Source organism: Meinhardsimonia xiamenensis (genome assembly GCF_900102905.1).
Taxonomy (GTDB): domain Bacteria; phylum Pseudomonadota; class Alphaproteobacteria; order Rhodobacterales; family Rhodobacteraceae; genus Meinhardsimonia; species Meinhardsimonia xiamenensis.
Map to the genome: position 1 here is coordinate 1 of NZ_FNFV01000011.1, position 25,690 is coordinate 25,690.

The window sequence follows — 25,690 nt, forward strand, 5'->3', positions numbered from 1 at the left end:
TTGCGCTCGAGCAGGATGCCGATCCGGCGATAGCCGAACCGGCGCCGCTTCTCGGCGATCTTGCCAATTTCCTTGCGGATTTCCGGGTTGTCGGGCGGCCGTTCGCGCCGCACCGTCTTCGGATCGACACCGACCAGGGCGCAGGCTCGGCGCTGCGAGAGGTCATGATCCCGCATCGCCCGGAGCGCCGCGTCCCACCGCGCCATCGGCGTCGTCAGGGTTTTCCCAAGAGATCCTTGAGCACCACATTGTCGAGCATCGCGTCGGCCAACAGGCGCTTGAGCTTCGCGTTCTCGTCTTCGAGCTGCTTGAGCCGCTTGGCGTCGGACAGCTCCATGCCGCCATACCTGGCCTTCAGCTTGTAGAATGTCGCAGGGCTCAGGCCGTGGCGGCGACACAGCTCGGCCGTCGCCATCCCGGCTTCCTGCTCCTTGAGCATCCCGATTATCTGCGCCTCGGTGAACCGGCTTTTCCTCATGTCGTCTGCTCCTTCTCAGGTTCGGCAGACTCTACATCACAGCGAGGGAACTTCCGGGGGGCAGGTCATCTACAACACCGAGTGACCACACTCCGCGCTCGGCTACCAGACGCCGAAGGACTTCGCCGCCCAACTCACCGCCATGGGCGACCGGCTCCGCGCACCTGAACCGCTGCGCCGGTCGCCCATTGCTCCGCCGGCGCAAACGCGCGAAATTCAAACGCCGACTCTGGTCTCAGCCGGACCAACTTCGGGGGCACAGCACCTTGATGACGCTTCCAGCGCGCCCGGCACGGTGTCTCGTCCGGGCGCTCGTGCTCACTTGCGAGCTCGGTTTCTTGAACGAATGACCGCTGCGATGCGCGAAGGCCCGGACCGTGCGGCAGTCCACATCACCCCCGCGTTCAGCCCCGATCCACCGGCATGCCCGCGCGCCAGACGCCGCGGAGTTCCCAGCCCTTGCCGAGCAGCACGAAATCCGCCGTCCTCCCCGGTGCCAGATGGCCCAGACGGTCACCGGCGCCGATGACCTGCGCCGGCACGGCCGTCGCCATCGCCAGTGCCGACTCCGGCGCCGCGCCGGCCTGCTCGATCATCACCTGCAGCGCCCGCGCCATCTCCAGGTCGGCGCCGGCCAGCGTGCCGTCGGCGAGCGTGAGTCTGCCGTCGTGGCGGCGCACCTCGCGCCCATCGAGCGTGAAGCTGTCGATGTCCGAGCCCGCCGTCGCCATGGCGTCGGTGACGAGATAGAGCTTCCCCGGCCCGGCCTTCGCCCTGAGCGCGAGCGCCAGCGTCGCCGGGTGGACGTGAATCGCGTCGGCGATCAGCCCGGCGCTGAGCTCTCCGGCCGCGAGCGCCGCGCCCACGAGCCCCGGCTCGCGGCTGCCGAGCTGGCTCATTGCGTTGAAAAGATGGGTGACGCACCGCGCCCCGGCTGCGACGGCGGCCATGCACTCGGCAAAGCCCGCGTCCGAGTGGCCGAGCGACACGACCACCCCGGCCGCCGCCAGCCTTGCGATCTGCGCGGGGGCGACCGATTCCGGCGCCAGCGTCACCTTCAGCACCGGCAGCCGGGCAGCGGCCGCAAGCAGAAGCTGTACATCTTCCTCGACCATGGGTCGGATCAGCGCCGGGTCATGCGCGCCGTGCCGCGCGCGCGACAGATGCGGCCCTTCGAGATGCAGCCCGGCAATTCCCGCCACGCCCTCCGCCACCGCCTGCACCGCCGCCGCGATCGCCTGCGCGGTCCGCTCGGGCGTGTCGGTGATCAGCGTCGGCAGGATCGCCGTGCTGCCGAGGCGCGCGTGCGCCGAGGCGATCCGGCGCAGCGTCTCGAGCGTGGGCGCGTCGTTGAACATCACCCCGCCGCCGCCATTTACCTGAAGATCGACGAAGCCCGGCGCGAGAACGCCCGGCCCATGATCCTGGAGCGCAACGTCGGTCACTTCGCCGCGGGGCAGGAGCGCGGCAACGGCGCCGTCTTCGACCACCAGCGCGTGATCGGCCAGAAGCCGGGCGCCGTCGAACACGGCTCCGGCGGTGTGGACGGTGATGGTCATAGCGTCTCCGTCACCTTGCGCAGATGGCGCGGCCTGTCGGGGTCAAGGCCGAGGGCGCGCGCCAGCTGCTCGACATTGGCGTAGAAGGCGGCGATGAGCGCGATCGGGTCGGTCAGGGGATGACCCGTGCGCACATGCTCGAGCCGCTCGGCCTTGCGTGCCCGTGCGGAAGTGACGAACACCGCCGCGCCCTGTTCGGCCAGCCGCTCGGCCACATCGACGAGGAGCGGCTCGGCCGCGTCCGCCGCAGCCAGCGCCAGCACCGGGAAACCTTCGCCGACGATGGAAACCGGGCCGTGCATCAGCTCCGCCGAGGAGTAGCTCTCGGCATGGACCTGGCAGGTTTCCTTGAACTTCAGCGCCGCTTCGTTGGAGATCGCAAAGGCCGGCCCGCGCCCCAGCGTATAAAGGGAGCGGTGCCCGGCCAGCGTTGCGCGCAGCTCCGCCCAGTCGCAGGCGATCGCGCGGCTCAGTGCCTCGGGCAGGGCGCGGAGGGCGGCGAGGAGTTCGCCGTCATCGCGCCAGAGGGCCAGAAGCCAAAGCCCGGCGATGGCCGAATTGACGAAGGTCTTTGTCGCGGCCACCGAGGCCTCGGGGCCGGCGAGGATGTCGAGCACATGCACCGAGGCCGTGGCCAGGGGCGAGTCGGGGGCGTTGGTGAGAGCAATGGTCAGCGCATGGCCCTGCCGGGCGGCACGCACCATCTCGACGATGTCGGGGCTGCGGCCCGATTGCGAGACGGCGATGCAGCCGCTGCCGGCCAGCCTGAGCGGCGCGTGGTAGACCGAGGCGACGGAAGGCCCGAGCGAGGCGACGGGCAGGCCGAGCAGGATCTCGCTGCAGTATTTCAGATATGTGGCGACATGGTCGGAGGAGCCGCGCGCGATGCTGGCAAGATAGGGCGGGTCGGTCTCGGCGAGTGCGCGGGCCGCTGTGGCCACTGCCGAGGCGCCGCGGCTCAGCAGCCGCTCGGCCGCCTCGGGAATTTCCTGCACCTCACGCTGCATCCGGCTTGTCATCTCACACCTCCGAAAACCTCAGTTCGGCAACGAAGTCATACTTGTCGCCACGGTAGATCGAGCGGGTGAACTCAACCGGCCGGCCGCTGGCGAGGTAGGAGGTCCGCTCGATGCTGAGCCCCGCCGCCCCCGGCTCGACGCCGAGGAGCGCGGCATCCTCTTCGCCGAGGTTGATCGCGGCGAGCTTCTGGATCGCCCGCACCGGTCGCTTGCCGTGCCGCTCGAGAAGCTCGTAGAGCGAGTCCTGCACCGCTTCGGGGTCGGGCAGCACGTCAAGCGGCAGCGCGGCGCGCTCGATGGCCATCGGCTCGCCCCCCGCCATGCGCACCCGCGCGATCCGCGCGACCATGTCGTTCGGCCCCAGCGCCAGCGCCAGAACCTCCTGCGGCGCGGGCAGGAAACGGCCGCGTTCGAGCCACTCGGATGTGGTCCTGAGTCCGCGGCGGGCCATGTCCTCGGTGAAGGAGGTGAGCCGCGAGAGCGACTGCTCCACCCGCCGCGGCCTGGGCGCCACGAAGGAGCCCGAGCCCTGCCGCTGCACGATGAGCCCGTCATCGGCCATCGAGCGCATCGCCTTGCGCACGGTTACCCGTGAAAGCCCCGTCAGCGCGGCAAGCTCGCGTTCGGGCGGCAGCGGCGCCTCGGGTTCGAGCAGCCCCTCGGAGATCGCCCGCTCGAGCCGGCGCCGCAGCTGCAGATAGCGCGGCCCGCCGTCGGCGCGGAGCCAGGCTTCGGGCGCGAGAAACGCGGGCATGCTCATCGCGCGAGCTCCAGCGCCAGCCGGATGGCCCCGTCAAGGGCGCTGCCGCGCGGCGCGATGAGATTGCGCGCAAAGGCCGGCGGAAGGAACTCGGCATAGGCCGGCCCGAGCCCGCCGGTAAGGCACAGCACATCATTCGGACCGAAGCCGAGCCTGCGCAGCGCCCGCGCCAGATAGGCGCTGCCCGCGCGCATCAGGGCGAGCGCGCCCCGGTCGCCCCCGCGCGCGGCCGCTACGACGCGCGGTGCGAGCCGGGCGTGGTCGGCCGGCGAGGCGCGGTTGGCAAACAGAGCGATCTCGCCGGGGTCGCCGAATTCGGTGAGCACCTCGTTGATCAGGTCCGAGCGCGGCGCGAGGCCATCGACCGCCAGTAGCACGCGCGCGAGAAGTTCCCGGCCGAGCCACGCGCCCGATGCCTGATCCCCCAGCTGCAGCCCCCAGCCGCCCACGAAGCCGCGCCGGCCCGCCGCCTGGCGCCCCAGAAAGGAGCCGGTGCCGATCGCGGCAACGAAGCCATCCGCGCCCCCGAGCGCGCCCACCATGTTGGACGGGCGGTCGTCGCTCACCCGGCACTGGCGGAACGGCATCGCCTCGGCCACCGCCCCGGCGATCCGCTCGTTGACCACCCCGGCGAGCGCCAGCCAGGCGGGCAGGGCGGCAATCTCCGTCCCGTTCGCGTTTTCGGGGATGCCGGCGGCGCGCGCCGCTTCGGCGATGGCGGCCCGCAGGTGGCGAACCGCCGTCCCGAGATCGGTTGCCGGATTGGCGGCCGCCCCCTCGGCGCGTCCCAGCACCGTGCCATCAGCCGCGCAGACCGCCACCCGGCAGCGCGAGCCGCCGCCGTCAACGGCAATGACCTTGGTGGGGGCGAGAGTCCTCATGTAGATACCTTTATGATACCTGTCGCCGGAATGGTAGTGGAAAATCGCCCTATTCTTGACGTTTCTTGGGGCTCTGATCGATTTTATCCAGGAGGGCTGGACAAAAGGTATCATAAAGGTATCATGCTGCAACAACGAAGGGGGGAATCACGTGCAGCGCCCGCAGACCGAGTCGATCAATCCCGACGGCCTGGCCCTTGAGGACCGGACCGACGCTGAGGCGCTGGCGGCGCTCCTCGATGGCCAGCTTGCGGCGGTGAGCGCGGTGCGCCCGGCGATCCCCGATCTCGCCCGCGCCGCCCGCGCCATGGAGGAGGCGATTCGCGGCGGCGGGCGGCTGGTCTATGCCGGGGCCGGCTCGTCAGCGCTGATGGCTGTGGCGGACGGCTTGGAGCTTCCCGGCACCTTCGGCATCGCGCCCGAGCAGGTCGTGCTGTGCATGGCGGGCGGTTTTCCGGTCGACGGTCTCCTTCCCGCGGATGTCGAGGACGACGCCGATCTCGCGCGCCGCGACGCAGCCGCCGCGGGAGTGGGGGAGGGAGATGTCGTCATCGCCGTCACCGCGAGCGGCGCCACGCCCTACACTGTTGCCTTCGCGGAGGCGGCGCGGGCGGCGGGTGCCCGCACGGTTTGCATGGCCAGCAACCCTGACGCGCCGATCTTCGCGCAGGCGAGCATTGCCATTTGCCTTGCCACGCCGCCCGAGCTCGTCGCAGGCTCCACGCGGCTCGGCGCCGGCACCGCCCAGAAGGTCGCGCTCAACCTGATTTCCACGCTGATGGGGCTGCGGCTCGGGCATGTGCATGCGGGCATGATGGTCAATCTGCGGGCCGAGAACGCCAAGCTGAGGGCGCGGGCCACGGCCATCGTCTCCTGCATCGCCGGTGTGACGGAAGCGCAGGCGGCGCAGCATCTTGAGGCGAGCGGTGGTGAGGTCAAGCTCGCCATCCTGCGCGCGGCCGGCGCCGGCGATGATGCGGTTGATCTTCTCGAGCGCCACGGGGGGCGACTGGGCCCGGCGCTCAAGGAGCTTCATGCCGGTCCGGTCGGGGAGTAACCGGCAGGGATCACGAAAAAACAACCAAAGTTCAAGGAGGAGAGAACATCATGAAACTCGGACTGACAGGGGGGCTTCTGGCCTCGACACTGCTCGCCGGCGCCGCCGGCGCGCAGGAAGTGACGCTGACCATAGAGAGCTGGCGCAACGATGACCTGCAGCTGTGGCAGGAGAAGATCATCCCGGCCTTCGAGGCCAGCCATCCCGGCATCAAGGTGGTCTTCGCCCCCACCGCGCCGACCGAATACAACGCCGCGCTCAATTCCAAGCTCGATGCCGGTTCCGCCGGTGACCTGATCACCTGCCGACCCTTTGACGCCTCCCTGTCGCTCTACGAGGCGGGCCATCTGGCGGATCTGTCCGACCTGCCGGGGATGGAGAACTTCTCCGACGTTGCAAAGTCCGCCTGGCAGACCGACGACGGCAGCGCCACCTTCTGCGTGCCGATGGCGAGCGTCATACACGGCTTCATCTACAACAAGGACGCCTTCGAGGAGCTCGGGCTGACGCCGCCGGCGACGATGGACGAGTTCTATGCCGTGCTCGACAGGATCCTCGAGGATGGCAGCTACATTCCCATGGCCATGGGGACGGCCGACCAGTGGGAGGCGGCGACGATGGGCTACCAGAACATCGGCCCCAACTACTGGAAGGGCGAGGAGGGACGCCGGGCGCTGATCGCCGGGGATCAGGGGCTGACCGATGAGCCGTGGGTGGCGCCGTTCCGCGAGCTGGCGAAATGGGGCAAGTATCTGGGCGACGGCTACGAGGCGCAGACCTACCCCGACAGCCAGAACCTCTTCACCCTCGGCCGCGCCGCGATCTACCCCGCCGGCAGCTGGGAAATCTCGGGCTTCAACGCTCAGGCCGACTTCGAGATGGGCGCCTTCCCGCCGCCCGTGCCCGCGGCCGGTGACGAGTGCTACATCTCCGACCACACCGACATCGCGATCGGGCTCAATGCGGCGAGCCCCAATGCCGAGGCGGCGCGCCGCTTCCTCGAATGGGTGGCAACGCCCGAGTTCGCGCAGATCTATGCCAATGCGCTGCCGGGCTTCTTCTCGCTCAATTCCGCACCTGTCGAGCTGTCCGATCCGCTGGCGCAGGAGTTCGTCTCCTGGCGTGAGAAGTGCCACTCGACGATCCGCTCGACATACCAGATCCTCTCGCGCGGCACCCCCAACCTGGAGACCGAGACCTGGACGGCCTCGGCCAATGTGATCAAGGGGGTCGAGACGCCCGAGGAGGCCGCCGAGAGGCTCGAGCAGGGGCTCGCGAGCTGGTATCCGCCGCACTTCAAGTACCGCAAGTAAGGACGGAGGAGCACGCGCCCCGGCCTGCAAGCCGGGCCGGGGCGCGGGTCGGGGAGGGGCCAATGAGCGACCGCAAACCGCGCATCCGCTGGCACATCGTGGTGTTCCTGGCGCCGGCCGTGGCCGTCTACAGCGCCTTCATGGTCTTTCCGCTGTTCAACACGCTGCGGCTTGCGCTCTACACCGAGGTCGACAACGTCCGGCAGTTCGCGGGGCTCGAGAACTTTCGCCGTCTCTTCTTCGATCCGCTCTGGGCCGACGCGTTCTGGAACGCGCTCGGCAACAACGTGTGGTTCTTCGTCATCCACATGCTGGTGCAGAATCCGATCGGCATTCTGCTCGCGGCGATCCTGTCGCACCCGGCGATCCGCTTCGTGAGCTTCTACCGCTCGGTCTTCTTCATTCCCACGATCCTCTCCTTCGTGATCGTCGGCTTTGCCTGGAAGCTGATCCTGTCTCCGATCTGGGGCATCGCGCCGGCGCTGCTCGACGCGGTGGGCCTGAAGTCGCTCTACGCCCCGTGGCTCGGCAAGGAGGAGTATGCGCTCACCACCCTCGCGTTGGTCTCGGTGTGGCAGTTCGTGGGCATCCCGATGATGCTCATCTATGCCGCGCTTCTGACAATTCCCGATGAGATCCTCGAGGCGGGCGAAATCGACGGAATCACCGGCTGGTCGGCGTTCTGGAAGATCAAGCTGCCCCTGATTCTGCCGGCAATCGGGATCATCTCGATCCTGACCTTCGTCGGCAACTTCAACGCCTTCGACCTCATCTATGCCGCCCAGGGAGCGCTCGCGGGGCCGAACTTCTCAACCGACATCCTCGGCACCTTCCTCTACCGCACCTTCTTCGGCTTCCAGCTGCAGCTTGGCGACCCGCACATGGGCGCGGCCATCGCCACGGCGATGTTCGGGATCATCCTCGTCGGCGTGTGCATCTACCTGTTCGGGATCCAGACCCGGCTGCGGAGGTATCAGTTCTGATGAACAAGGCGCGCCGAAACCCGCTGAACCTTTTCGCCGCGCACGCGATCCTTCTGACCTGGACCGTGGTCGCGCTGTTTCCGGTGTTCGTGATCCTCATCAACAGCTTCAAGACCCGCAAGGCGATCTTCCGCGAGCCGCTGGCGCTGCCCGACGCCGACAGCTTCAGCCTGATCGGCTATCAGACGGTGCTCAGGCAGGGCGATTTCTTCGGATACTTCCAGAATTCGATGATCGTTACCGTGGCGTCGCTGTTCTTCATCCTGCTGTTCGGGGCGATGGCCGCCTTCGCGCTGTCGGAATACCGGTTCCGCGGCAACACGCTGATGGGGCTCTATCTGGCGCTGGGGATCATGATCCCGATCCGCATCGGCACGGTCGCCATCCTCGAGATGATGGTGGCGCTCGATCTGGTGAACACACTCGCCGCGCTCATCCTCGTCTATACCGCGCAGGGGCTGCCGCTGGCGGTGTTCATCCTGTCGGAGTTCATGCGCGGGGTGTCCGACGACCTGAAGAACGCCGGCCGCATCGACGGGCTGTCGGAATACGTGATCTTCTTCCGCCTCGTGCTGCCGCTGGTGCGCCCGGCGATGGCCACGGTGGCGGTGTTCAACATGATCCCGATCTGGAACGACCTGTGGTTTCCGCTGATCCTCGCCCCGGCGGAAGAGACCAAGACGCTGACGCTTGGCAGCCAGGTGTTCATCGGCCAGTTCGTCACCGACTGGAACGCGGTGCTCTCGGCGCTTTCCATGGCCATCCTGCCGGCGCTGATCCTCTATGTCATCTTCTCGCGGCAGCTGATCCGCGGCATCACCTCGGGAGCCGTCAAATGATCCGTGTCCTTGTCGCCGGCCTCGGCAACATGGGAATGAGCCATGCGCTCGCCCACCACCGCCACCCCGATGCGGAAATCGTCGGTCTGGTCAACCGCAGCCCGGTCGCCCTGCCCGAAGGCTTCGAGCGCTACCCCTTCTTCGAGAGCTTCGCGGAAGGGCTCGCGGCCACGCGCCCCGATCTTGCCGTGATCGCCACCTACTCCGACAGCCATGCCGACTATGCCATTGCCGCGCTGGAGGCGGGCGCGCATGTCTTCGTCGAAAAGCCGCTGGCGACGACCGTGGAGGATGCCGAACGCGTGGTCGCCACGGCGCGGGCGACGGGGCGCAAGCTCGTCGTCGGCTACATCCTGCGCCATCACCCCTCCTGGCAGCGGCTGATCGCCGAGGCCCGCCGCATGGGCCCGCCCTATGTGTTCCGGCTCAACCTCAATCAGCAGTCCGATGGGCAGAGCTGGGAGACGCACAAGAACCTCATGCGCACGACCAGCCCGATCGTCGATTGCGGTGTGCATTACGTCGACGTGATGTGCCAGGTCACCGACGCGCGACCGCTCCGCGTGCACGGCATAGGTGCACGCCTGACCGGGGAGATTGCCGAAGACATGTACAATTACGGCCAGTTTCAGGTGACATTCGACGACGGATCGGTCGGCTGGTATGAGGCCGGCTGGGGGCCGATGATGTCGGAAACCGCCTATTTCGTGAAGGACATCATCTCGCCGCGCGGAGCGGTGTCCATCGTCTCGGCCGATGCGCCCGGCTCGGACGAGATCGAGGGACACACAAGGGTTGGCCGGCTGAGGATCCACCCGGCCGGCGGCGAGGACCGGCTGATCGATTTTCCCGCCGAGCCGGGTCACCAGGAGCTGTGCGACGCCGAGCAGGCCCATGTGCTGCGGGCGATCGCGGAGGATCTGGATCTGACGCGTCACATGCAGGATGCGGTCCAGAGCCTGCGCATCTGCCTTGCCGCCGACCACTCCATTCGCACGGGCCGGGTGGTGGAGCTGGAGGCGGCACGATGACGGCGCTCAGGCTTGAGGGTATCGTCAAGTCCTTCGGCAAGGTCGAAGTGCTGCACGATATCGACCTCGAGGTGGCGGAGGGCGAGTTCATCGTCTTCGTCGGTCCCTCGGGCTGCGGCAAGTCCACGCTCCTGCGGGTGATCGCCGGGCTCGAGGATGCAACCGCCGGCATCATCGAGATCGCCGGCGAGAGGGTCAACCATGTGCCCCCGGCGAAGCGGGGCATCGCGATGGTGTTCCAGAGCTATGCGCTCTATCCGCATCTGACCGTGCGCGACAACATGGCGCTCGGGCTGCGGCAGGCAGGGACGCCGAAGCCGGTGATCGCCGAGCGCGTGGCCGAAGCGACGCGCATCCTCCACCTCGAGCCCTATCTTGACCGCCGCCCCGCCGAGCTCTCGGGTGGCCAGCGCCAGCGCGTTGCCATCGGCCGGGCGATCGTGCGCCAGCCGAAGCTGTTTCTCTTCGACGAGCCGCTCTCCAATCTCGATGCGGCGCTCAGGATGAACACACGCGTCGAGCTTGCCGACCTGCACCGCAGGCTCAACGCCACGATGATCTACGTCACCCATGACCAGATCGAGGCGATGACGCTGGCAAGCCGGATCGTGGTCCTGCGCGACGGGCGGATCGAGCAGATCGGCACGCCGATGCAGCTCTACAACGACCCTCAGAGCCAGTTCGTGGCGGGGTTTCTCGGCGCGCCGTCGATGAATTTCCTGCCCGGCGGCGTGCTCGGCAAGTCGGCCGAGACGGCCGGCATCCGTCCCGAGCGGCTGCGCGTCGCGCCCGACGGTCAGCTGCGCGCGCGTGTCCATCACGTCGAGCATCTGGGCGGCGATACCAATCTTCTCGTCGACCTCGCCGACGGCCACCGCCTCACGCTGCGCCTGTTCGGCCAGCACGAGCATGCCGTAGGCGAGGAGATCGGCGTGAGCTATGACGAGGCCGACGTCTACCTGTTCGACGCCGCCGGCCGACGGCTGCGCTGAACCGAAACCGTGAGCGTGGAAGACTAGCGTCGTCGACGCGCAGCGCGAGGGGATTCCGATCGCGCGCACAAAGAGCTCCATCTGGAGTTTCTGCTCGGCAACGACATGCTCGACCGCCGCCCGCCAGGCGCCCCTTGAACCGCCTTTGGCCACGCCATCGCACCAGCGCCCAATCCGTGTGCGGGGCAGGGGGGATTTGCCCGCTGTGCGTGCAGTCGGACGGTGGCAGGGGCGGCGGACGGGCAGCGAGTCTTGCCGAATGCCCCTGCCCGACCCGAGATCGGCGGCATGAGCCGAAAGATGACCATCGTCGTTGTCGAGAACGATCGCACGCGCGCGCTTGCGATCGTTGATGCGCTCAAGGATGCCGACGACTGCGAGGTCATCGTGATCGGCAGCGACAGCGGGCTGGCGCGCAAGATCGCGGCCCATGATCCCGACGTCGTGCTGATCGATGTCCACGACCCCAGCCGCGACAAGATCGAGGAACTGACGCTTGCCTCGGGGCCGCTGGACCGCCCGGTCGCGATGTTCGTGCCGAATGCGGCTTCGGCCCTGTCGCGCGCCGCCGTCGAGGCCGGCGTGTCGGCCTATGTCGTCGATGGCATGGCTCCCGAACGGCTGCGCCCGATCCTCGAAGTCGCGATTGCCCGCTTCCAGGTCATGCGCCAGATGCGCGCCGAACTGGAGCAGACGCGCCGCGCTCTCGAGGAGCGCAAGATCATCGACCGTGCGAAGGGCCTGCTGATGAAATCCCGCGGCATCGGCGAGGACGAGGCCTATGCCCTGCTGCGCAAGACCGCGATGGACCAGAACCGCCGCCTTGCCGATGTGGCGCAGGCCCTGATCACGGCGGCGGAGCTGTTGGCATGAAACCCGTTGTCCTGCGCGCCGCCTATGTCCCCCTGGTCGATGCCGCACCGCTGATCGTGGCCGAGGCGATGGGCTTTGCCGCCGCCGAGGGCCTGCAGCTGGACCTCGTTGCCGCGCCCTCATGGTCTGCGGCTCGGGACATGCTGATCCTGGGGCAGGTTGACGCCGCGCATCTTCTGTCTCCGATCCCGGTGGCCGCGGCGCTTGGCCTTGGCGGCGTCCGGGCCGAGCTGGCGGCGGTCTCCGTTCTGTCGGTGAATGGCGACGTGATCGGCGTGTCGCGCCGGATCGAGGAGCGCCTGCGCGCAGATGGCTTTGCCTTCGAGCTGAACGATGCGCTGGCCACGGCCCGGGCGCTTGCGCGGGCCGCGCCCGGCGGACGCCTGCGCATGGGTGTGCCCTTTCCCTTTTCCATGCACCGGATCCTGCTGGACTTGTGGGCGCGCGCCACACCGCTGGCCGACATTGCCTTCGACATCCGCACCGTGCCGCCCCCCCTGATGCGCCGCGCCCTGGCCGATGACGAGATCGACGCATTCTGCGTCGGCGAACCCTGGGGGTCGGTCGCGGTCGAATCGGGCGTGGGCGCACTGGTTCTGGCGGGCCGCGCCATCTGGGCCTTCGCCCCCGAAAAGGTCCTGGCGATGCGCCGCGACCGGGCCGAGGATCCGTCGGGCAATACCGGCGCGCTCATGCGCGCGATCTGGGCGGCGGGGCGCTGGCTGTCCCGGCCCGACAGCCGCGATGCGGCCGCAGAGCTCATGGCCCGCCGCGCCCTGACCGACGTGCCCGCCGAACTGATCGAACGCGCCCTGTCGGGCCAGCTGACGATCCTGCAGACCGGCCAGCAGCGGCACGTCCCCTCGTTCGTCGAGTTTCACGCGGGGCTGGCAACCTTTCCCTGGCGCAGCCAGGCGCGGTTCATCGCCGACCGTCTGGCCATCCTGCACGGGCTGGACCGGGCCGGGGCACGGGATGCCGGCGCACGGGTGTTCCGCACCGACCTGTATCGCCGGCACCTGGGCCCCATGGGCATCGACCTGCCCGGCGCGTCGGAAAAGGTCGAAGGCGCCATCACGCATCCAACACCCGTCGCGTCGCTGCGCGGGGGCATCACGCTTCTGCCCGACCGCTTCTTCGATGGACGCATCTTCGACCCCGCTCTGCCCGTATCCTAGGCGGATGTTGCGGTGCAGCATTTTCCTGTTGCGTTGCGGCAGGATTCGCGGCAGCATGATTTCAGATCCGAACTGCAACGGCGCAGTCGGAAGACACTTCTCCCAAAGTCGGGAAAACCCAGAGCAAGGCCGCTCGCCCCTGCCATGTCCGGCAGGATGGCACGCGGCCGTTTGGTGTTTTGCCCGGCGTCTTTCCCGCCGGGCGAGGGAAGGACGACATGAAACACATCGTGAAATCGCTGGGACTTGCCGTCGGACTGACGGTGCTGGCCATGCAGGGCGCCCGGGCCGAGATGCTGGATGTCGAGAAGGACGAGCTGAAATTCGGCTTCATCAAGCTGACCGACATGGCGCCGCTGGCCATCGCCTATGAGCTGGGCTTCTTCGAGGACGAAGGGCTTTATGTCACGCTCGAGGCGCAGGCCAACTGGAAGGTGCTGCTGGACGGCGTGATCTCGGGCGAGCTGGACGGGGCGCACATGCTGGCCGGCCAGCCGCTTGCCGCGACGATCGGCTATGGCACGCGCGCCCATATCGTCACCCCCCTGTCGATGGACCTGAACGGCAATGCCATCACCGTCTCGAACGCGGTCTGGGAACAGATGAAGCCGCATCTGGCGCTGGACGACCAGGGCCGCCCGGTCCACCCGATCCCGGCAAGCGCCCTGAAACCGGTTGTCGAAGAGTTCCGCGCCCGGGGCGAAGAGTTCCGCATGGGCATGGTCTTTCCGGTTTCGACCCACAATTACGAGCTGCGCTACTGGCTGGCCGCGGGCGGCCTGAACCCGGGTTTCTATGGCCCGAACGACGCCAACGGCACGATCGGGGCCGATGTGCTGCTGTCGGTGACGCCCCCGCCGCAGATGCCCGCCACGCTCGAGGCCGGCACGATCCACGGCTATTGCGTGGGCGAGCCATGGAACCAGCAGGCGGTGTTCAAGGGCATCGGCGTGCCGGTGATCACCGATTACGAGATCTGGCGCAACAATCCCGAAAAGGTGTTCGGCCTGACCGCCGAGTTCGTCGAGAAATACCCCAACACCACGCTGGCCATCACCAAGGCGCTGATCCGCGCCGCCATCTGGCTGGACGAGAACGCCAACGCCAACCGCGAGCAGGCAGTCGAGATCCTGGCGCGGCCCGAATATGTCGGCGCCGATGCCGAAGTCATTGCCAGTTCCATGACCGGCACGTTCGAATACGAACCGGGCGACAGGCGGCCGGTGCCGGATTTCAACACCTTCTTCCGCCATTACGCGACCTATCCGTTCTATTCCGACGCGATCTGGTACCTGACGCAGATGCGCCGCTGGGGCCAGATCCCCGAAGCCAGGCCCGACAGCTGGTATGACGAGGTCGCGCGCAAGGTCTATCGACCCGACATCTACCTGCAGGCCGCGCGCATGCTGGTCGAGGAAGGCAAGGCCCGGCCCGAGGACTTTCCCTTCGACAGCGACGGCTACCGGCCGCCCACCCCGGCCGCGGACATCATCGACGGCATTCCCTTCGATGCGCGCCACCCCAACGCCTATCTCGACAGCCTTCCGATCGGCCTCAAGGGCGACCAGCGCGTGATTGGCGACCGGATCGAGGGCTGAGCCGCCGCGGCACGCCCCCCGCAAGTCCCCAGACAGACATCCAGGGATACCAGAGACATGAGCACCTCCGACCCCGCCTTTGCCTCGGGCGCGCGCGCCCGGACGCTAGACCACATCGCGCGGATCGACACCTGGCTGCGCCCGCTCGGGCTGGGCTGGGTGACGCCGATCCTGCGCGCCTGCGCCGGCGACGATCCCGCCCGCCAGATGCGCGCCCTGTGGCGCCAGCTGGGCGTGCCGGTGGTGGCCATCATCGCCTTTCTTGCGCTGTGGGCCGCCGCCGCGCCGCGCGTGCAGACCTCGCTGGGCGCGATCCCCGGACCCGCGCAGGTCTGGCAGGCGGCCGTCGGCCTGCACGAGGAAGCCCGCCGCGAGGCCGAGAAGGAAGCCGCATTCCTTGCACGTCAGGAGGAACGCAACGCCCGCCTGATCGCCGAGGGACAGGCCGACAAGGTCAAGATCCGAGCCTATACGGGCCGTCCGACCTATTACGACCAGATCCTGACCTCGATCGTGACCGTCTTCACCGGCTTTGCGCTAGCCGCCACCGTGGCGGTTCCGCTTGGCATCCTGGCCGGCCTGTCGCCGACGGCCAACGCGGCCATGAGCCCGCTGATCCAGATCTTCCGGCCGGTCAGCCCGCTGGCCTGGCTGCCCATCGTGACGATGGTCGTCTCGGCGCTCTATGCCACGAATGACGGGGTCCTGGCCAAGTCCTTCATCGTGTCGGCGGTGACGGTGACGCTGTGCTCGCTGTGGCCGACGCTGATCAACACCGCGCTTGGCGTGGCGCAGGTCGATCGCCACCTGGTCAATGTTTCGCGCGTGCTGAAGATGACGACCCGCGACAAGATCACGCGCCTTGTCCTGCCCTCGGCGCTGCCGCTGATCTTCACCGGGCTGCGGCTCAGCCTGGGCGTCGGCTGGATGGTGCTGATCGCGGCCGAGATGCTGGCCCAGAACCCGGGCCTGGGAAAGTTCGTCTGGGACGAGTTCCAGAACGGCAGCTCGCAAAGCCTTGCGCGCATCATGGTGGCGGTGCTCACGATCGGCCTGATCGGCTTCGCGCTCGATCGCGTGATGTTCGCGCTGCAATCGACGTTCACCCATTCCGAGACGCGCTGAGGAGAACGCCATGCTGGAGCTTCACGGCATATTCCACGGCCATGGCAGCGGGCCCATGCGGGTCGAGGTGCTGCGCGACGTCAACCTGAAGGTCGAGGCGGACGAATTCCTTGTCATCCTTGGCTTTTCCGGCACCGGCAAGACGACGCTGATCAACCTGATGGCGGGGCTCGACCGGCCCTCGGCCGGGCGGGTCACCTTCCGTGGCGCCGAAGTCACCGGACCCGGCCCGGAGCGCGCGGTCGTCTTCCAGAACTATGCGCTGATGCCATGGCTGAGTGTCGCGGAAAACATCGCGCTGGCCGTGAAGGCCGTGCGTCCCGACCTGTCCCGGGCCGAGCGCGCCGCAAGGGTCGAACGGTATGTCCGGCTCGTGGGACTGACCCACGCCGCGAGCCGCCGCCCGGCCGAGCTGTCGGGTGGCATGAGGCAACGCGTCAACCTGGCCCGAGCGCTGGCCATGGACCCCGAGATGCTGCTGATGGACGAGCCGCTTTCGGCGCTGGACGCGCTGACCCGCGCCCGCCTTGCGGACGAGATCGAGCGCATCCGCGCGGCCGACGCCAAGACCTGCGTCCTGGTCACCAACGACGTGGACGAAGCCATCCTGCTGGCCGACCGGATCATCGTGCTCAGGCCCGACGGAACGCTGAGCGCACCCTTCGCCGTCGACCTGCCCCGCCCCCGCGATCGCACCGCCATGAATACCGACCCCGCATTCCGCGATCTGCGCGGCCGGATCACCGGCTATCTGATGGAATGCAACCCGCTCTCGCGCGGCACGGACAGCGGGCGGCGTCTGCCTTCGGTGGTGCCGCTGCATGGCCGGCCTGCCGCGGCCGACTCGACTCTGCCCGCCGCCGTGACGCGCGCCGCCGCGAGCCCCAACACCGACCGCTACCTGGAATTCTCGCAGGTCAACAAGGTCTATGCCACGCCGCAGGGCCCGCTGACCGTGGTCGAGAATTTCGATCTGCGGCTGAGGAAGGGCGAATTCGTCAGCCTGATCGGGCATTCGGGCTGTGGCAAGTCCACGGTGCTGACGATGGCGGCGGGGCTGAACGACATCTCGTCCGGGGGGATCATCCTCGACGGGCGCGAGGTCGCAGGCCCCGATCCCGAACGGGCAGTGGTGTTCCAGTCGCCGTCGCTGTTCCCTTGGCTGACCGCGCGCGAGAATGTCGCCGTGGGCGTGGACCGCGTCTATCCCGGCGCCAGCCGGGCCGAGCGCCAGGAGGTGGTGGAATACTACCTGGAACGCGTGGGGCTGGCCGACGCAATGGACCGGCCCGCGGCGCAGATGTCGAACGGCATGCGCCAGCGCGTCGGCATCGCGCGGGCCTTCGCCCTCAGCCCCAAGCTTCTGCTGCTGGACGAGCCCTTCGGGATGCTCGACAGCCTTACCCGCTGGGAGCTGCAGGAGGTGCTGATGGAGGTCTGGGAATCGACCGGCGTCACCGCCATCTGCGTCACCCATGACGTGGACGAGGCCATCCTGTTGGCCGACCGTGTCGTGATGATGACCAACGGCCCGCGTGCGACGATCGGCCGGATCCTCGACATCGACCTGCCCCGCCCGCGGTCGCGCCGCACGGTGATGGCCCAGCCCGGTTATTACGATCTTCGTCAGGCCGTGCTCGATTTCCTGCGCGATTTCGAGCACGGGCGCCAACCGCAACAGACGGACCGCGCAGGCAGCGCGGCCATGGCAGCGGAGTGACCCCCATGAAACGGAAACTTGTCGTCATCGGCGCCGGAATGGCTTCGGGCCGGATGCTTGAGCACCTGACCGAGGACGCGCCCGACGCCTTCGACATCACCCTGTTCAACGCCGAGCCGCGCGGCAATTACAACCGCATCATGCTGTCGCCCGTGCTGTCGGGCGAGAAGACCTATGCCGAGATCGTCACCCATGACGACGCCTGGTATGCCGAACGCGGCATCGCCTGCCGCTTCGGCGAGCATGTCACCCGCATCGACCGGGCGCGCAAAATGGTGATCGGCCAGCGCGGCGAGCTGCCCTATGACCGGCTGGTGATCGCCACCGGATCGGCCCCCTTCATCATTCCCGTGCCGGGCCGCGATCTGCCCGGCGTCGTCACCTATCGCGATCTGGACGACACCAACGCCATGATCGAGGCGGCAAGGCGCGGCGGCGCGGCCGTGGTGATCGGCGGCGGGCTTCTGGGGCTCGAGGCCGCGGCCGGGCTCAAGGCGCGCGGCATGGACGTGACGGTGGTGCATCTGATGGGCCACCTGATGGAGCGCCAGCTGGACGAATCCGCCGGCTACCTGCTGCAGAAGGACCTGGAATCGCGCGGTATCCGCGTGCTGACGCGGGCCGCGACCAAGGCGATCATCGGCAAGGGCCGGGCCGAGGCCGTCCTGCTCGAGGACGGACGGACCCTGCCCGCCGACCTCGTGGTGATGGCCGTGGGCATCCGCCCCGAGACCCGGCTGGCCGTGGACGCGCATCTGTCGGTCGCCCGCGGGATCGAGGTGGACGCGGCGATGCGCACATCGGATCCCGACATCCTGGCGATCGGCGAATGCGTCGAGTTCGACGGCCATCTCTTCGGCCTCGTGGCGCCGCTCTACGATCAGGCCAGGGTCGCCGCCGACACGCTGCAGGGCCGCGAGGCGCGCTTCGTCGTGCGCGAGGTCGCGACCAAGCTGAAGGTGACGGGCGTGAACCTGTTCAGCGCGGGCGATTTCGCCGAGGGCGAGGGGCGCGAGGACATCGTCTTCCGCGACCCCGGCCGCGGCATCTACAAGCGGCTGGTGATCGAGAACGACCGGCTGATCGGGGCGGTCATGTATGGCGACGTCGCCGACGGCAACTGGTTCTTCGGCCTGATCCGGGACCGCACCCCCATCGAGGCGATGCGCGAGACGCTGATCTTCGGCCCCGCCGCCGCGCAGGGGGGCGGCGCGCAGGACCCTCTGTCAGCCGTTGCAGCCTTGCCGCCTGAGGCGGAGATCTGCGGCTGCAACGGCGTGTGCAAGGGCACGATCCAGGCCGCAATCGAGGGCGGCGCCACCGATCTGGGCACGCTGCGCGCCCGCACCAAGGCCAGCGCCTCGTGCGGCAGCTGCACCGGGCTGGTCGAGCAGATGCTTCAGCTTTGCCTGGGCGAGGACTTCAAGGCGCCGACCCGCCAGCCGATCTGCGGCTGCACCGACCTGACCCACGAAGAGGTGCGGCGGCTGATCAAGACCACCCCGCTCAAGAGCCAGGAAGCCGTGTGGCAGGAGCTGGGCTGGAAGACGCGCAATGGCTGCCATGTCTGCCGCCCGGCGATCAACTACTACCTTCTGGCCGACTGGCCGCTGGAATACCGCGACGACCCGCAGTCGCGCTTCGTCAACGAACGCCGCCACGCCAACATCCAGAAGGACGGCACCTTCAGCGTCGTGCCGCGCATGTGGGGCGGGCTGACCAACCCGCGCGAGCTGCGCGCCATCGCCGACGTGGCCGAGAAATACGCCATTCCCGCCGTCAAGGTGACGGGCGGCCAGCGCATCGACCTTCTGGGCGTGCGGGCCGAGGATCTGCCCCGCGTCTGGGCCGATCTGAACGCGGCCGGTCTGGTCTCGGGCCATGCCTATTCCAAGGGGCTGCGCACGGTGAAGACCTGCGTCGGCTCGGAATGGTGCCGTTTCGGCACGCAGGATTCCACGGGGCTGGGCGTGCGGCTGGAAAAGCTGTTGTGGGGGTCGTGGACGCCGCACAAGGTCAAGCTGGGCGTCTCGGGCTGTCCGCGCAACTGCGCCGAGGCAACCTGCAAGGATGTCGGCATCGTCTGCGTCGAGTCGGGCTACCAGATCGGCGTCGGCGGCGCGGCGGGCATGGACGTGAAGGCGACCGAGCCGCTGGCCCAGGTAGCGTCCGAGGACGAGGCCGTCGAGATCGTCACCGCCTTCATCCAGCTTTATCGTGAGAACGCCCGCTATCTGGACCGGCCCTACAAGTGGCTGGCCAGGGTGGGGCTCGACTGGGTGCGCGCCCGCGTGGTCGAGGACCGTGACAAACGCGCCCGCCTCGTCGAGCGTTTCGAGATCTCGCAATCCGTCTATCGCAAGGACCCCTGGGCCGAGCAGGTGCGCCGTCATGCCGACGACTTCGCGCCGCTCGCCGATCTGAGACTGGAGGCCGCCGAATGAGCTGGATCGACATCGGCCCGATCGAGGCCATCCCCCTGCGTGGCGCGCGGCGCGTGCGCACGCCGCATGGCTGCGTCGCGGTGTTCCGCACCGACGCGCTGGAGGTGTTCGCCGCCTCGGCCGTCTGCCCCCATCGCGGCGGCCCGCTGGACGAGGGCATCGTGCATGGCACGCGCGTGACGTGCCCTCTGCACAACTGGGTCTTCGACCTCGCCACCGGGCAGGCCGTGGACGAGGACGCCCGCATCGACACCTTCCCCGCCCGGATCGAGGCCGGACGGGTGCTCATCGACCTGACCCGCCTGGCAGACCGGGCGGCCTGAAGCGAAAGGAGACATCCGATGTCCTATGTTCCTCCCGCCGAACTGGCACGCAAGATGATCGAGGCCGGCGAAGCCAAGGTGCACATGTCGACCAAGGACACGCTGATCCGGGCCTACATGGCGGGCGCCATCCTGGCGCTGGCGGCGGCCTTTGCCGTCACGATCGCCGTCAATACGGGCCAGTTCCTGATCGGGGCGCTGCTGTTCCCGGTCGGCTTCTGCATGCTCTACCTGCTGGGCTACAACCTTCTTACCGGCGTCTTCACGCTGGTGCCGCTGGCCTGGATCGCGCGGCGGCCGGGCGTGACGCTGCGCGGACTTCTGCGCAACTGGGGGCTGGTCTTCATCGGCAATTTCGCCGGCGCCATGACCACCGCGGTCTTCATGGCAATCATCCTGACCATGGGTTTCACGCAGGAACCCGACGCCGTGGGTCAGAAGCTGGGCCATATCGGCGAGGCCCGCACGCTGGGCTATGCCGCGGCGGGATTCGGCGGGATGCTGACACTGTTCGTGCGGGCGGTGATGTGCAACTGGATGGTCTCGACCGGCGTCGTCGCGGCGATGATGTCGGACTCGGTCTCGGGCAAGATCATGGCGATGTGGATGCCGATCCTGGTGTTCTTCTACCTGGGCTTCGAACACTCCATCGTGAACATGTTCCTGTTCCCCGCCGGTATCCTTCTGGGGGGCGAATTCACCTGGGCCGACTATTTCCTGTATAACGAAATCCCCACTGTTCTGGGCAATCTGGTGGGCGGCATCACCTTTGTCGGGGCGATGATCTACGCCACGCATTATCGCGGCGGGCAGGACGCGGCGGGGCAGGGGGCGGCAAGAGCGTCCAGTGCCGGGCGCGGGACCGCCGCGATGCTGCAACCGGCCGAATGAAGGCGGGGGCCCCGATGACCGCCGATCCGCGCTTCACGACCACGGCCGTGCGCTCGACCTGCCCCTATTGCGGCGTCGGCTGCGGGGTGCTGCTCGCGCGCGACGATGCGGGCGGGCTGACGGTGCGCGGCGACCCCGATCATCCGGCCAATCGCGGCGCGCTGTGTTCGAAGGGCGCCGCCCTGGCCGAGACGGTCGGGCTCGGGGGTCGGCTTCTGGCACCGCGCGTCGGGGGCCGCGCCGCCGACTGGGAAAGCGCGCTGGATCACGTCGCGTGGCGCCTTGGCGCGATCATCGCCCGCCACGGGCCGGATTCGGTCGCCTTCTACCTGTCGGGCCAGATGCTGACCGAGGATTACTACGTCGCCAACAAGCTGATGAAGGGCTTCATCGGCTCGGCCAATGTCGACACGAATTCGCGGCTGTGCATGTCCTCGACCGTGGCCGGCCATCGCCGCGCCTTCGGCACCGACACGGTCCCCGGCACCTATGAAGACATCGACGAGGCCGATCTGGTCGTGCTGGTGGGCTCGAACCTGGCCTGGTGCCATCCGATCCTGCATCGCCGGCTGATGGCCGCCCGCGCGGCGCGGGGCACGCGGATAATCGTCATCGATCCGCGCCGGACGGCAAGCTGCGAGGACGCGGATCTGCACCTGCCGATCCGCCCCGGCGCCGATGTCGCGCTGTTCAACCGGCTTCTGGCCGAAATCGCCGCCCGCGGCGCCACGGATACCGGCTTTCTGGCCCATGTCGAGGGCGCCGAGGCCGCCATCGCCGCCGCGCGCGCCGATCGCGCCGATACCGGCCTGAGCGAGGCGCAGATCCGCGCCTTCTGCGACATGTGGATCGACACGACGCGGGTCGTGACGATCTTCAGCCAGGGCGTGAACCAGTCCAGCTCGGGCACCGACAAGGTCAACGCGATCATCAACTGCCACCTGGCGACCGGTCGGATCGGGCGGCCGGGCATGGGGCCGTTCTCGGTCACCGGCCAGCCCAATGCCATGGGCGGGCGCGAGGTCGGCGGGCTTGCCAACATGCTGGCCTGCCACATGGCGCTGGAAAACCCCGCCCATCGCACCGCCGTCGCGCGGTTCTGGAACGCCCCCGCCCCCCTGCCCGAGCGGCCGGGGCTGAAGGCGGTCGAGATGTTTGACGCCGTGGCCGAGGGCCGCATCCGCGCGATCTGGATCATCCACACCAACCCGGCAGCGACCATGCCCGACGCCGACCGCGTACGCGCGGCGCTGAAGGCCTGCGAGCTGGTCGTGGTCAGCGACATCACCGCGCAGACCGACACGGCGGAATGCGCCGACGTGCTCTTGCCCGCGCTGGGCTGGGCGGAAAAGGACGGCACCGTGACCAATTCCGACCGCACGATCAGCCGGCAGCGTCCGGTCCTGCCCGGCCCGCGTCTGGCCCGCGCCGACTGGGCGATCCTTGCCGATATCGGCCGCCGCCTTGGCTGGCGCGACGCCTTCGCCTGGGACCGTCCGGCGCAGATCTTCCGCGAACACGCTGCGCTTTCGGGTATCGCCGGCGGCTTCGGGCTGGATTTCGACATCTCGGGCCTGGCCGGGATCAGCGACGCGGAATATGACGCGCTTGCGCCCACACGCTGGCCCGTCTCGGCAGCGCGGCGCGGCGGGCGGTTCTATGGCGACGGGCGCTTTCACCACGCCGATGGCCGCGCCCGCATGGTGGCGCTGACCAGCCGCCCGCCCGCCGACATGCCGGACGCAGAGCGGCCCTTCGTGCTCAACACGGGGCGCGCGCGCGACCACTGGCACACGATGACACGGACCGGGCGCAGCGCACGCCTGTCGGCCCACATGGCCGAACCCTGGCTTGACATCCACCCAAAGGACGCGGCGCGCCTTGGCCTTGCCGCGGCCGGGCTGGCCGAGGTGACCAGCGCGACGGGCCGCGCTGTGCTGCGCGTGCGCCTGAACAACGGCCAGCGGCGGGGCGAGGTCTTTGCCCCGATACACTGGACCGGCCAGACCGCGCCGACGGGCCGCGTCTCGGCGCTGGTCGCGGGGCGGTGCGACCCGCTATCGGGCCAGCCCGAATCCAAGGCCACGCCGGTCGCGATCCGCCCCCTTGCCGCGCGCTGGTTAGCCTTTGCCGTCGCGACCCGGCCCTTCCGCCCCGATTGCGCCTACTGGGCGCTGGCGCGGACCGCAGGCGGCTGGCGGGCGGAACTGGCCGGAACAGATCCCGTGGCCGACTGGCCGGCCAAGGCACGGCGCCTGTTCGCGCTTGCCAACGCCGATCTGGCCGAAAGCGCGGATCCTGCGCGGGGCGCCTGGCGCGGGGCGCTGACGGAAAACGGGCGCCTGGTCGCGGCGCTTTTCGTCGCGCCGCAGCCTGTCGCCCTGATGCGCGATCACATCACCGCCTGCCTGGGCCGGGAGGCACCACATGTCCTGACCGGCATGGCACCCGCGGACGCGCCCGACGAGGGGCCCGTGGTCTGCGCCTGCCTCGGCGTGGGGGTGAACGCGATCGCGCGGGCCATCGTGGACGGAGCCCTGAGCTCGGTTGCGCAGATTGCGGCGGCCACCGGCGCGGGCACGAATTGCGGCTCGTGCCGGGCAGAGGTCGCCGCGCTCATCGACCGCCTGAGCGTCCCTCGCCCCGCCGCGGCCGAATAGCTGCGTGCTCCCCCCTCGCGCCAGCCGCGCCGGTGCGCGAAAGGCTGGATGTACCAACCCGTCCGCCGGCTGATGGGGGCTGCGCAATGAGCGAAAAATCCTGAAGCTCAGCTGACAAATGCGAGTGTCAAAGGGGTGCGGTCAAGCTCCACGAAGACCACGTAAGCCTCTCCGAAATATGCCGGCGCGCCGCCGGCCCGGTTCTTGGCGGCAGGGCCCAGGGCGGAGAAGGCCCGGTCCCGCAACACCTCCACCACGCGGCCCGCGCCCAGCAAGGTGGGATCCGCGAGATCGGCCCCTCCGCGCCCGTGCCCGCGCTCCCCGTCGCAGGAAAGGTGGCAGGTGCGCCCGCCAGACTGCCGAGCGGCCGAAGGACGCGCAACTTGAACAGTGAGGCCCCGAATGGCCTCGCGGCGCTCCCTTCTCCGTCAGCGCCGGGGAGTCACAGGCACCGCCGGATCGCGAGGGGGCAGGGAATCCAGTTGGCACCCCCGCCGGGCGGGGCTGCCGGGGCCGGTGCCAGGCGAGGCGTCAGTGCGCGATCATCACATGGCGAACGGCCGTGTAGTCCTCAAGCGCATACATCGACATGTCCTTGCCGTAGCCCGACTGCTTCATGCCGCCGTGGGGCATCTCGTTGACGAGCATGAAATGGGTATTCACCCATGTGCAGCCGTATTGCAGCCGCGCCGAAACATCCATCGCCCGGCCGATGTCGCGCGTCCAGACCGATGAGGCGAGGCCGTACTTGGAGTCGTTGGCCCAGGCCACGACATCATCCTCGGCCGTGAAACGCGTGACAGAGACCACCGGCCCGAACACCTCGCGCTGAACGATCTCGTCCTCCTGCCGGGCTCCGGCAATCACCGTCGGGCAGTAGTAGAAGCCCGGCCCCTCGTGCGGCTTGCCGCCGGTGACCACCTCCATGTGTGCCTTCTCGGCGGCGCGCTGCACGAAGCTTGCCACGCGATCACGCTGGCGCTGGCTGATGAGCGGGGGGATCTCGTTTTTCGTGTCGTCCTCCTGCCCATAGACGATGGAAGAGGCGGCCGCGGCGAGATCGGCCACGAGCTTTTCGTAGATCGCATCCTCGGCGTAGATGCGGCAGGCGGCGGTGCAGTCCTGCCCGGCGTTGTAATAGCCGAAGGCGCGCAGCCCGTCGACGACGCGGCCGAGGTCGGCATCGGCATAGACGATCACCGGCGCCTTGCCGCCAAGCTCCAGATGCGTGCGCTTGACGGTGTTGGCAGCAGCCTGCAGCACCTTCTTGCCGGTGGCGATGTCGCCGGTGAGGGAGACCATGTCCACCTCCGGGTGGTTGATGAGCGTGTTGCCCACCGTTCCGCCCTGGCCGACGATCACGTTGACCACGCCCGCGGGCAGGATGTCGGCGAGGATGCGCGCCATCCTGAGCGCCGTCAGCGGCGTCTGCTCGGAGGGCTTCATCACCACGGTGTTGCCGCCCGCCAAGGCCGGGGCGAGCTTCCAGGCCATCATCATCAGCGGGTAGTTCCACGGCGCGATCGAGGCGACCACCCCGATCGGGTCGCGGCGGATCATCGAGGTGTGGCCTTCCATGTACTCCCCCGCCACGGGGCCGTGCATGTTACGCACCGCGCCGGCGAAGAAGCGGAAGCAGTCGGAAATCGCCGGGATCTCGGCGGTGCGCACCTCGTTGATCGGCTTGCCGCAATTGAGCGCCTCGAGTTGGGCCAGTTCCTCGGCGTTGGCGTCAACCGCATCGGCGATGGCCAGAAGCTTCTCCGAACGCTCCCCTGGCGTGGTGCGCGCCCAGCGGGGGAAGGCGGCGCGCGCGGCCATCACGGCACGGTCGATCTGTTCGGCATTGGCCTCGGGCAGGCGCAGGATGGTCTCGCCCGTCCGGGGGTTGAGGATCGGCTCCTCGGTCTCGGTTCCGGCCTCGAAGGCGTCGCCGATGAGCATCATTGTGTCCATGGTTCTGTCT

The 25,690-nt window shown here is 68.5% G+C and carries 20 protein-coding genes and 1 pseudogene; 15 read left to right on the plus strand and 6 right to left on the minus strand.

The genetic code is table 11. The features are described 5' to 3' along the window. From BLQ14_RS14500 to BLQ14_RS14520, 5 genes and pseudogenes are all read right to left on the minus strand, one after another. Positions 1–478 (minus strand): annotated as a pseudogene (locus BLQ14_RS14500) (transposase); the annotation flags it as partial. Positions 479–882: 404 nt separating this feature from the next. Next, positions 883–2,037, minus strand: coding sequence for an N-acetylglucosamine-6-phosphate deacetylase (gene nagA, locus BLQ14_RS14505; RefSeq protein WP_092501296.1), 1,155 nt, complete (start codon positions 2,035–2,037; stop codon positions 883–885). Beyond that, positions 2,034–3,056, minus strand: a complete 1,023-nt coding sequence (locus BLQ14_RS14510; protein ID WP_092501297.1) for an SIS domain-containing protein — start codon at positions 3,054–3,056, stop codon at positions 2,034–2,036. Before BLQ14_RS14510 ends, nagA begins: the two co-directional genes overlap by 4 nt. Position 3,057: 1 nt before the next feature. Continuing rightward, the gene (locus tag BLQ14_RS14515) at positions 3,058–3,816 is read right to left on the minus strand and encodes a GntR family transcriptional regulator (RefSeq protein ID WP_092501298.1); all 759 of its coding nucleotides are present in this window, start codon (positions 3,814–3,816) and stop codon (positions 3,058–3,060) included. After that, entirely contained in the window at positions 3,813–4,697 is an 885-nt protein-coding gene (locus tag BLQ14_RS14520) for a glucosamine kinase nucleotide-binding domain-containing protein (protein WP_170068478.1), read from the minus strand. Before BLQ14_RS14520 ends, BLQ14_RS14515 begins: the two co-directional genes overlap by 4 nt. A 151-nt stretch (positions 4,698–4,848) precedes the next feature. Between BLQ14_RS14520 and BLQ14_RS14525 the strand changes: the two genes are divergently transcribed. The 15 genes from BLQ14_RS14525 (at position 4,849) to BLQ14_RS14595 (ending at position 23,724) form a co-directional block, all read left to right on the plus strand. Beyond that, entirely contained in the window at positions 4,849–5,754 is a 906-nt protein-coding gene (locus BLQ14_RS14525) for an N-acetylmuramic acid 6-phosphate etherase (protein ID WP_092501300.1), read from the plus strand. A gap of 50 nt (positions 5,755–5,804) precedes the next feature. Then, the gene (locus BLQ14_RS14530) at positions 5,805–7,067 is read left to right on the plus strand and encodes an ABC transporter substrate-binding protein (RefSeq protein ID WP_211295369.1); all 1,263 of its coding nucleotides are present in this window, start codon (positions 5,805–5,807) and stop codon (positions 7,065–7,067) included. Positions 7,068–7,129: 62 nt separating this feature from the next. Next, positions 7,130–8,050, plus strand: a complete 921-nt coding sequence (locus BLQ14_RS14535) for a carbohydrate ABC transporter permease (RefSeq protein WP_092501302.1) — start codon at positions 7,130–7,132, stop codon at positions 8,048–8,050. Next, positions 8,050–8,889 carry a carbohydrate ABC transporter permease gene (locus BLQ14_RS14540; protein WP_092501303.1) on the plus strand — a complete coding sequence of 280 codons (840 nt, stop codon included), beginning with the start codon at positions 8,050–8,052 and terminating at the stop codon, positions 8,887–8,889. The genes BLQ14_RS14535 and BLQ14_RS14540 overlap by 1 nt, the downstream gene beginning before the upstream one ends. Then, positions 8,886–9,920 (plus strand): Gfo/Idh/MocA family protein, encoded by a 1,035-nt coding sequence (locus BLQ14_RS14545; protein ID WP_176759555.1) that lies wholly within the window; start codon positions 8,886–8,888, stop codon positions 9,918–9,920. The genes BLQ14_RS14540 and BLQ14_RS14545 overlap by 4 nt, the downstream gene beginning before the upstream one ends. Further along, complete coding sequence (locus tag BLQ14_RS14550; protein WP_092501304.1) at positions 9,917–10,912, plus strand: ABC transporter ATP-binding protein; 996 nt, start codon at positions 9,917–9,919, stop codon at positions 10,910–10,912. Before BLQ14_RS14545 ends, BLQ14_RS14550 begins: the two co-directional genes overlap by 4 nt. A 288-nt stretch (positions 10,913–11,200) precedes the next feature. Further along, positions 11,201–11,785, plus strand: coding sequence for an ANTAR domain-containing response regulator (locus BLQ14_RS14555; protein ID WP_092501305.1), 585 nt, complete (start codon positions 11,201–11,203; stop codon positions 11,783–11,785). Next, positions 11,782–12,963 (plus strand): ABC transporter substrate-binding protein, encoded by a 1,182-nt coding sequence (locus BLQ14_RS14560; RefSeq protein WP_092501306.1) that lies wholly within the window; start codon positions 11,782–11,784, stop codon positions 12,961–12,963. The genes BLQ14_RS14555 and BLQ14_RS14560 overlap by 4 nt, the downstream gene beginning before the upstream one ends. Before the next feature lie 272 nt (positions 12,964–13,235). Continuing rightward, positions 13,236–14,561 carry a CmpA/NrtA family ABC transporter substrate-binding protein gene (locus tag BLQ14_RS14565; RefSeq protein ID WP_245657131.1) on the plus strand — a complete coding sequence of 442 codons (1,326 nt, stop codon included), beginning with the start codon at positions 13,236–13,238 and terminating at the stop codon, positions 14,559–14,561. Between the two features lie 57 nt (positions 14,562–14,618). Beyond that, entirely contained in the window at positions 14,619–15,686 is a 1,068-nt protein-coding gene (locus tag BLQ14_RS14570; protein ID WP_092501308.1) for an ABC transporter permease, read from the plus strand. Positions 15,687–15,696: 10 nt separating this feature from the next. Next, positions 15,697–17,406, plus strand: a complete 1,710-nt coding sequence (locus tag BLQ14_RS14575; protein WP_092501309.1) for an ABC transporter ATP-binding protein — start codon at positions 15,697–15,699, stop codon at positions 17,404–17,406. A gap of 5 nt (positions 17,407–17,411) precedes the next feature. Next, complete coding sequence (nirB, locus tag BLQ14_RS14580) at positions 17,412–19,850, plus strand: nitrite reductase large subunit NirB (protein ID WP_092501310.1); 2,439 nt, start codon at positions 17,412–17,414, stop codon at positions 19,848–19,850. Next, on the plus strand, positions 19,847–20,173 hold the full coding sequence (nirD, locus tag BLQ14_RS14585) for a nitrite reductase small subunit NirD (protein ID WP_092501311.1): 327 nt from the start codon (positions 19,847–19,849) through the stop codon (positions 20,171–20,173). The genes nirB and nirD overlap by 4 nt, the downstream gene beginning before the upstream one ends. 18 nt (positions 20,174–20,191) lie before the next feature. Further along, positions 20,192–21,064: a formate/nitrite transporter family protein gene (locus BLQ14_RS14590; protein ID WP_092501312.1), complete on the plus strand. Its 873-nt coding sequence runs from the start codon at positions 20,192–20,194 to the stop codon at positions 21,062–21,064. Between the two features lie 14 nt (positions 21,065–21,078). After that, positions 21,079–23,724, plus strand: coding sequence for a nitrate reductase (locus BLQ14_RS14595; protein ID WP_092501313.1), 2,646 nt, complete (start codon positions 21,079–21,081; stop codon positions 23,722–23,724). Positions 23,725–24,255: 531 nt separating this feature from the next. On the opposite strand, the gene BLQ14_RS14600 is transcribed toward BLQ14_RS14595, so the two are convergent. Then, the gene (locus tag BLQ14_RS14600) at positions 24,256–25,680 is read right to left on the minus strand and encodes a gamma-aminobutyraldehyde dehydrogenase (protein ID WP_092501314.1); all 1,425 of its coding nucleotides are present in this window, start codon (positions 25,678–25,680) and stop codon (positions 24,256–24,258) included. Between the last annotated feature and the right edge of the window lie 10 nt (positions 25,681–25,690).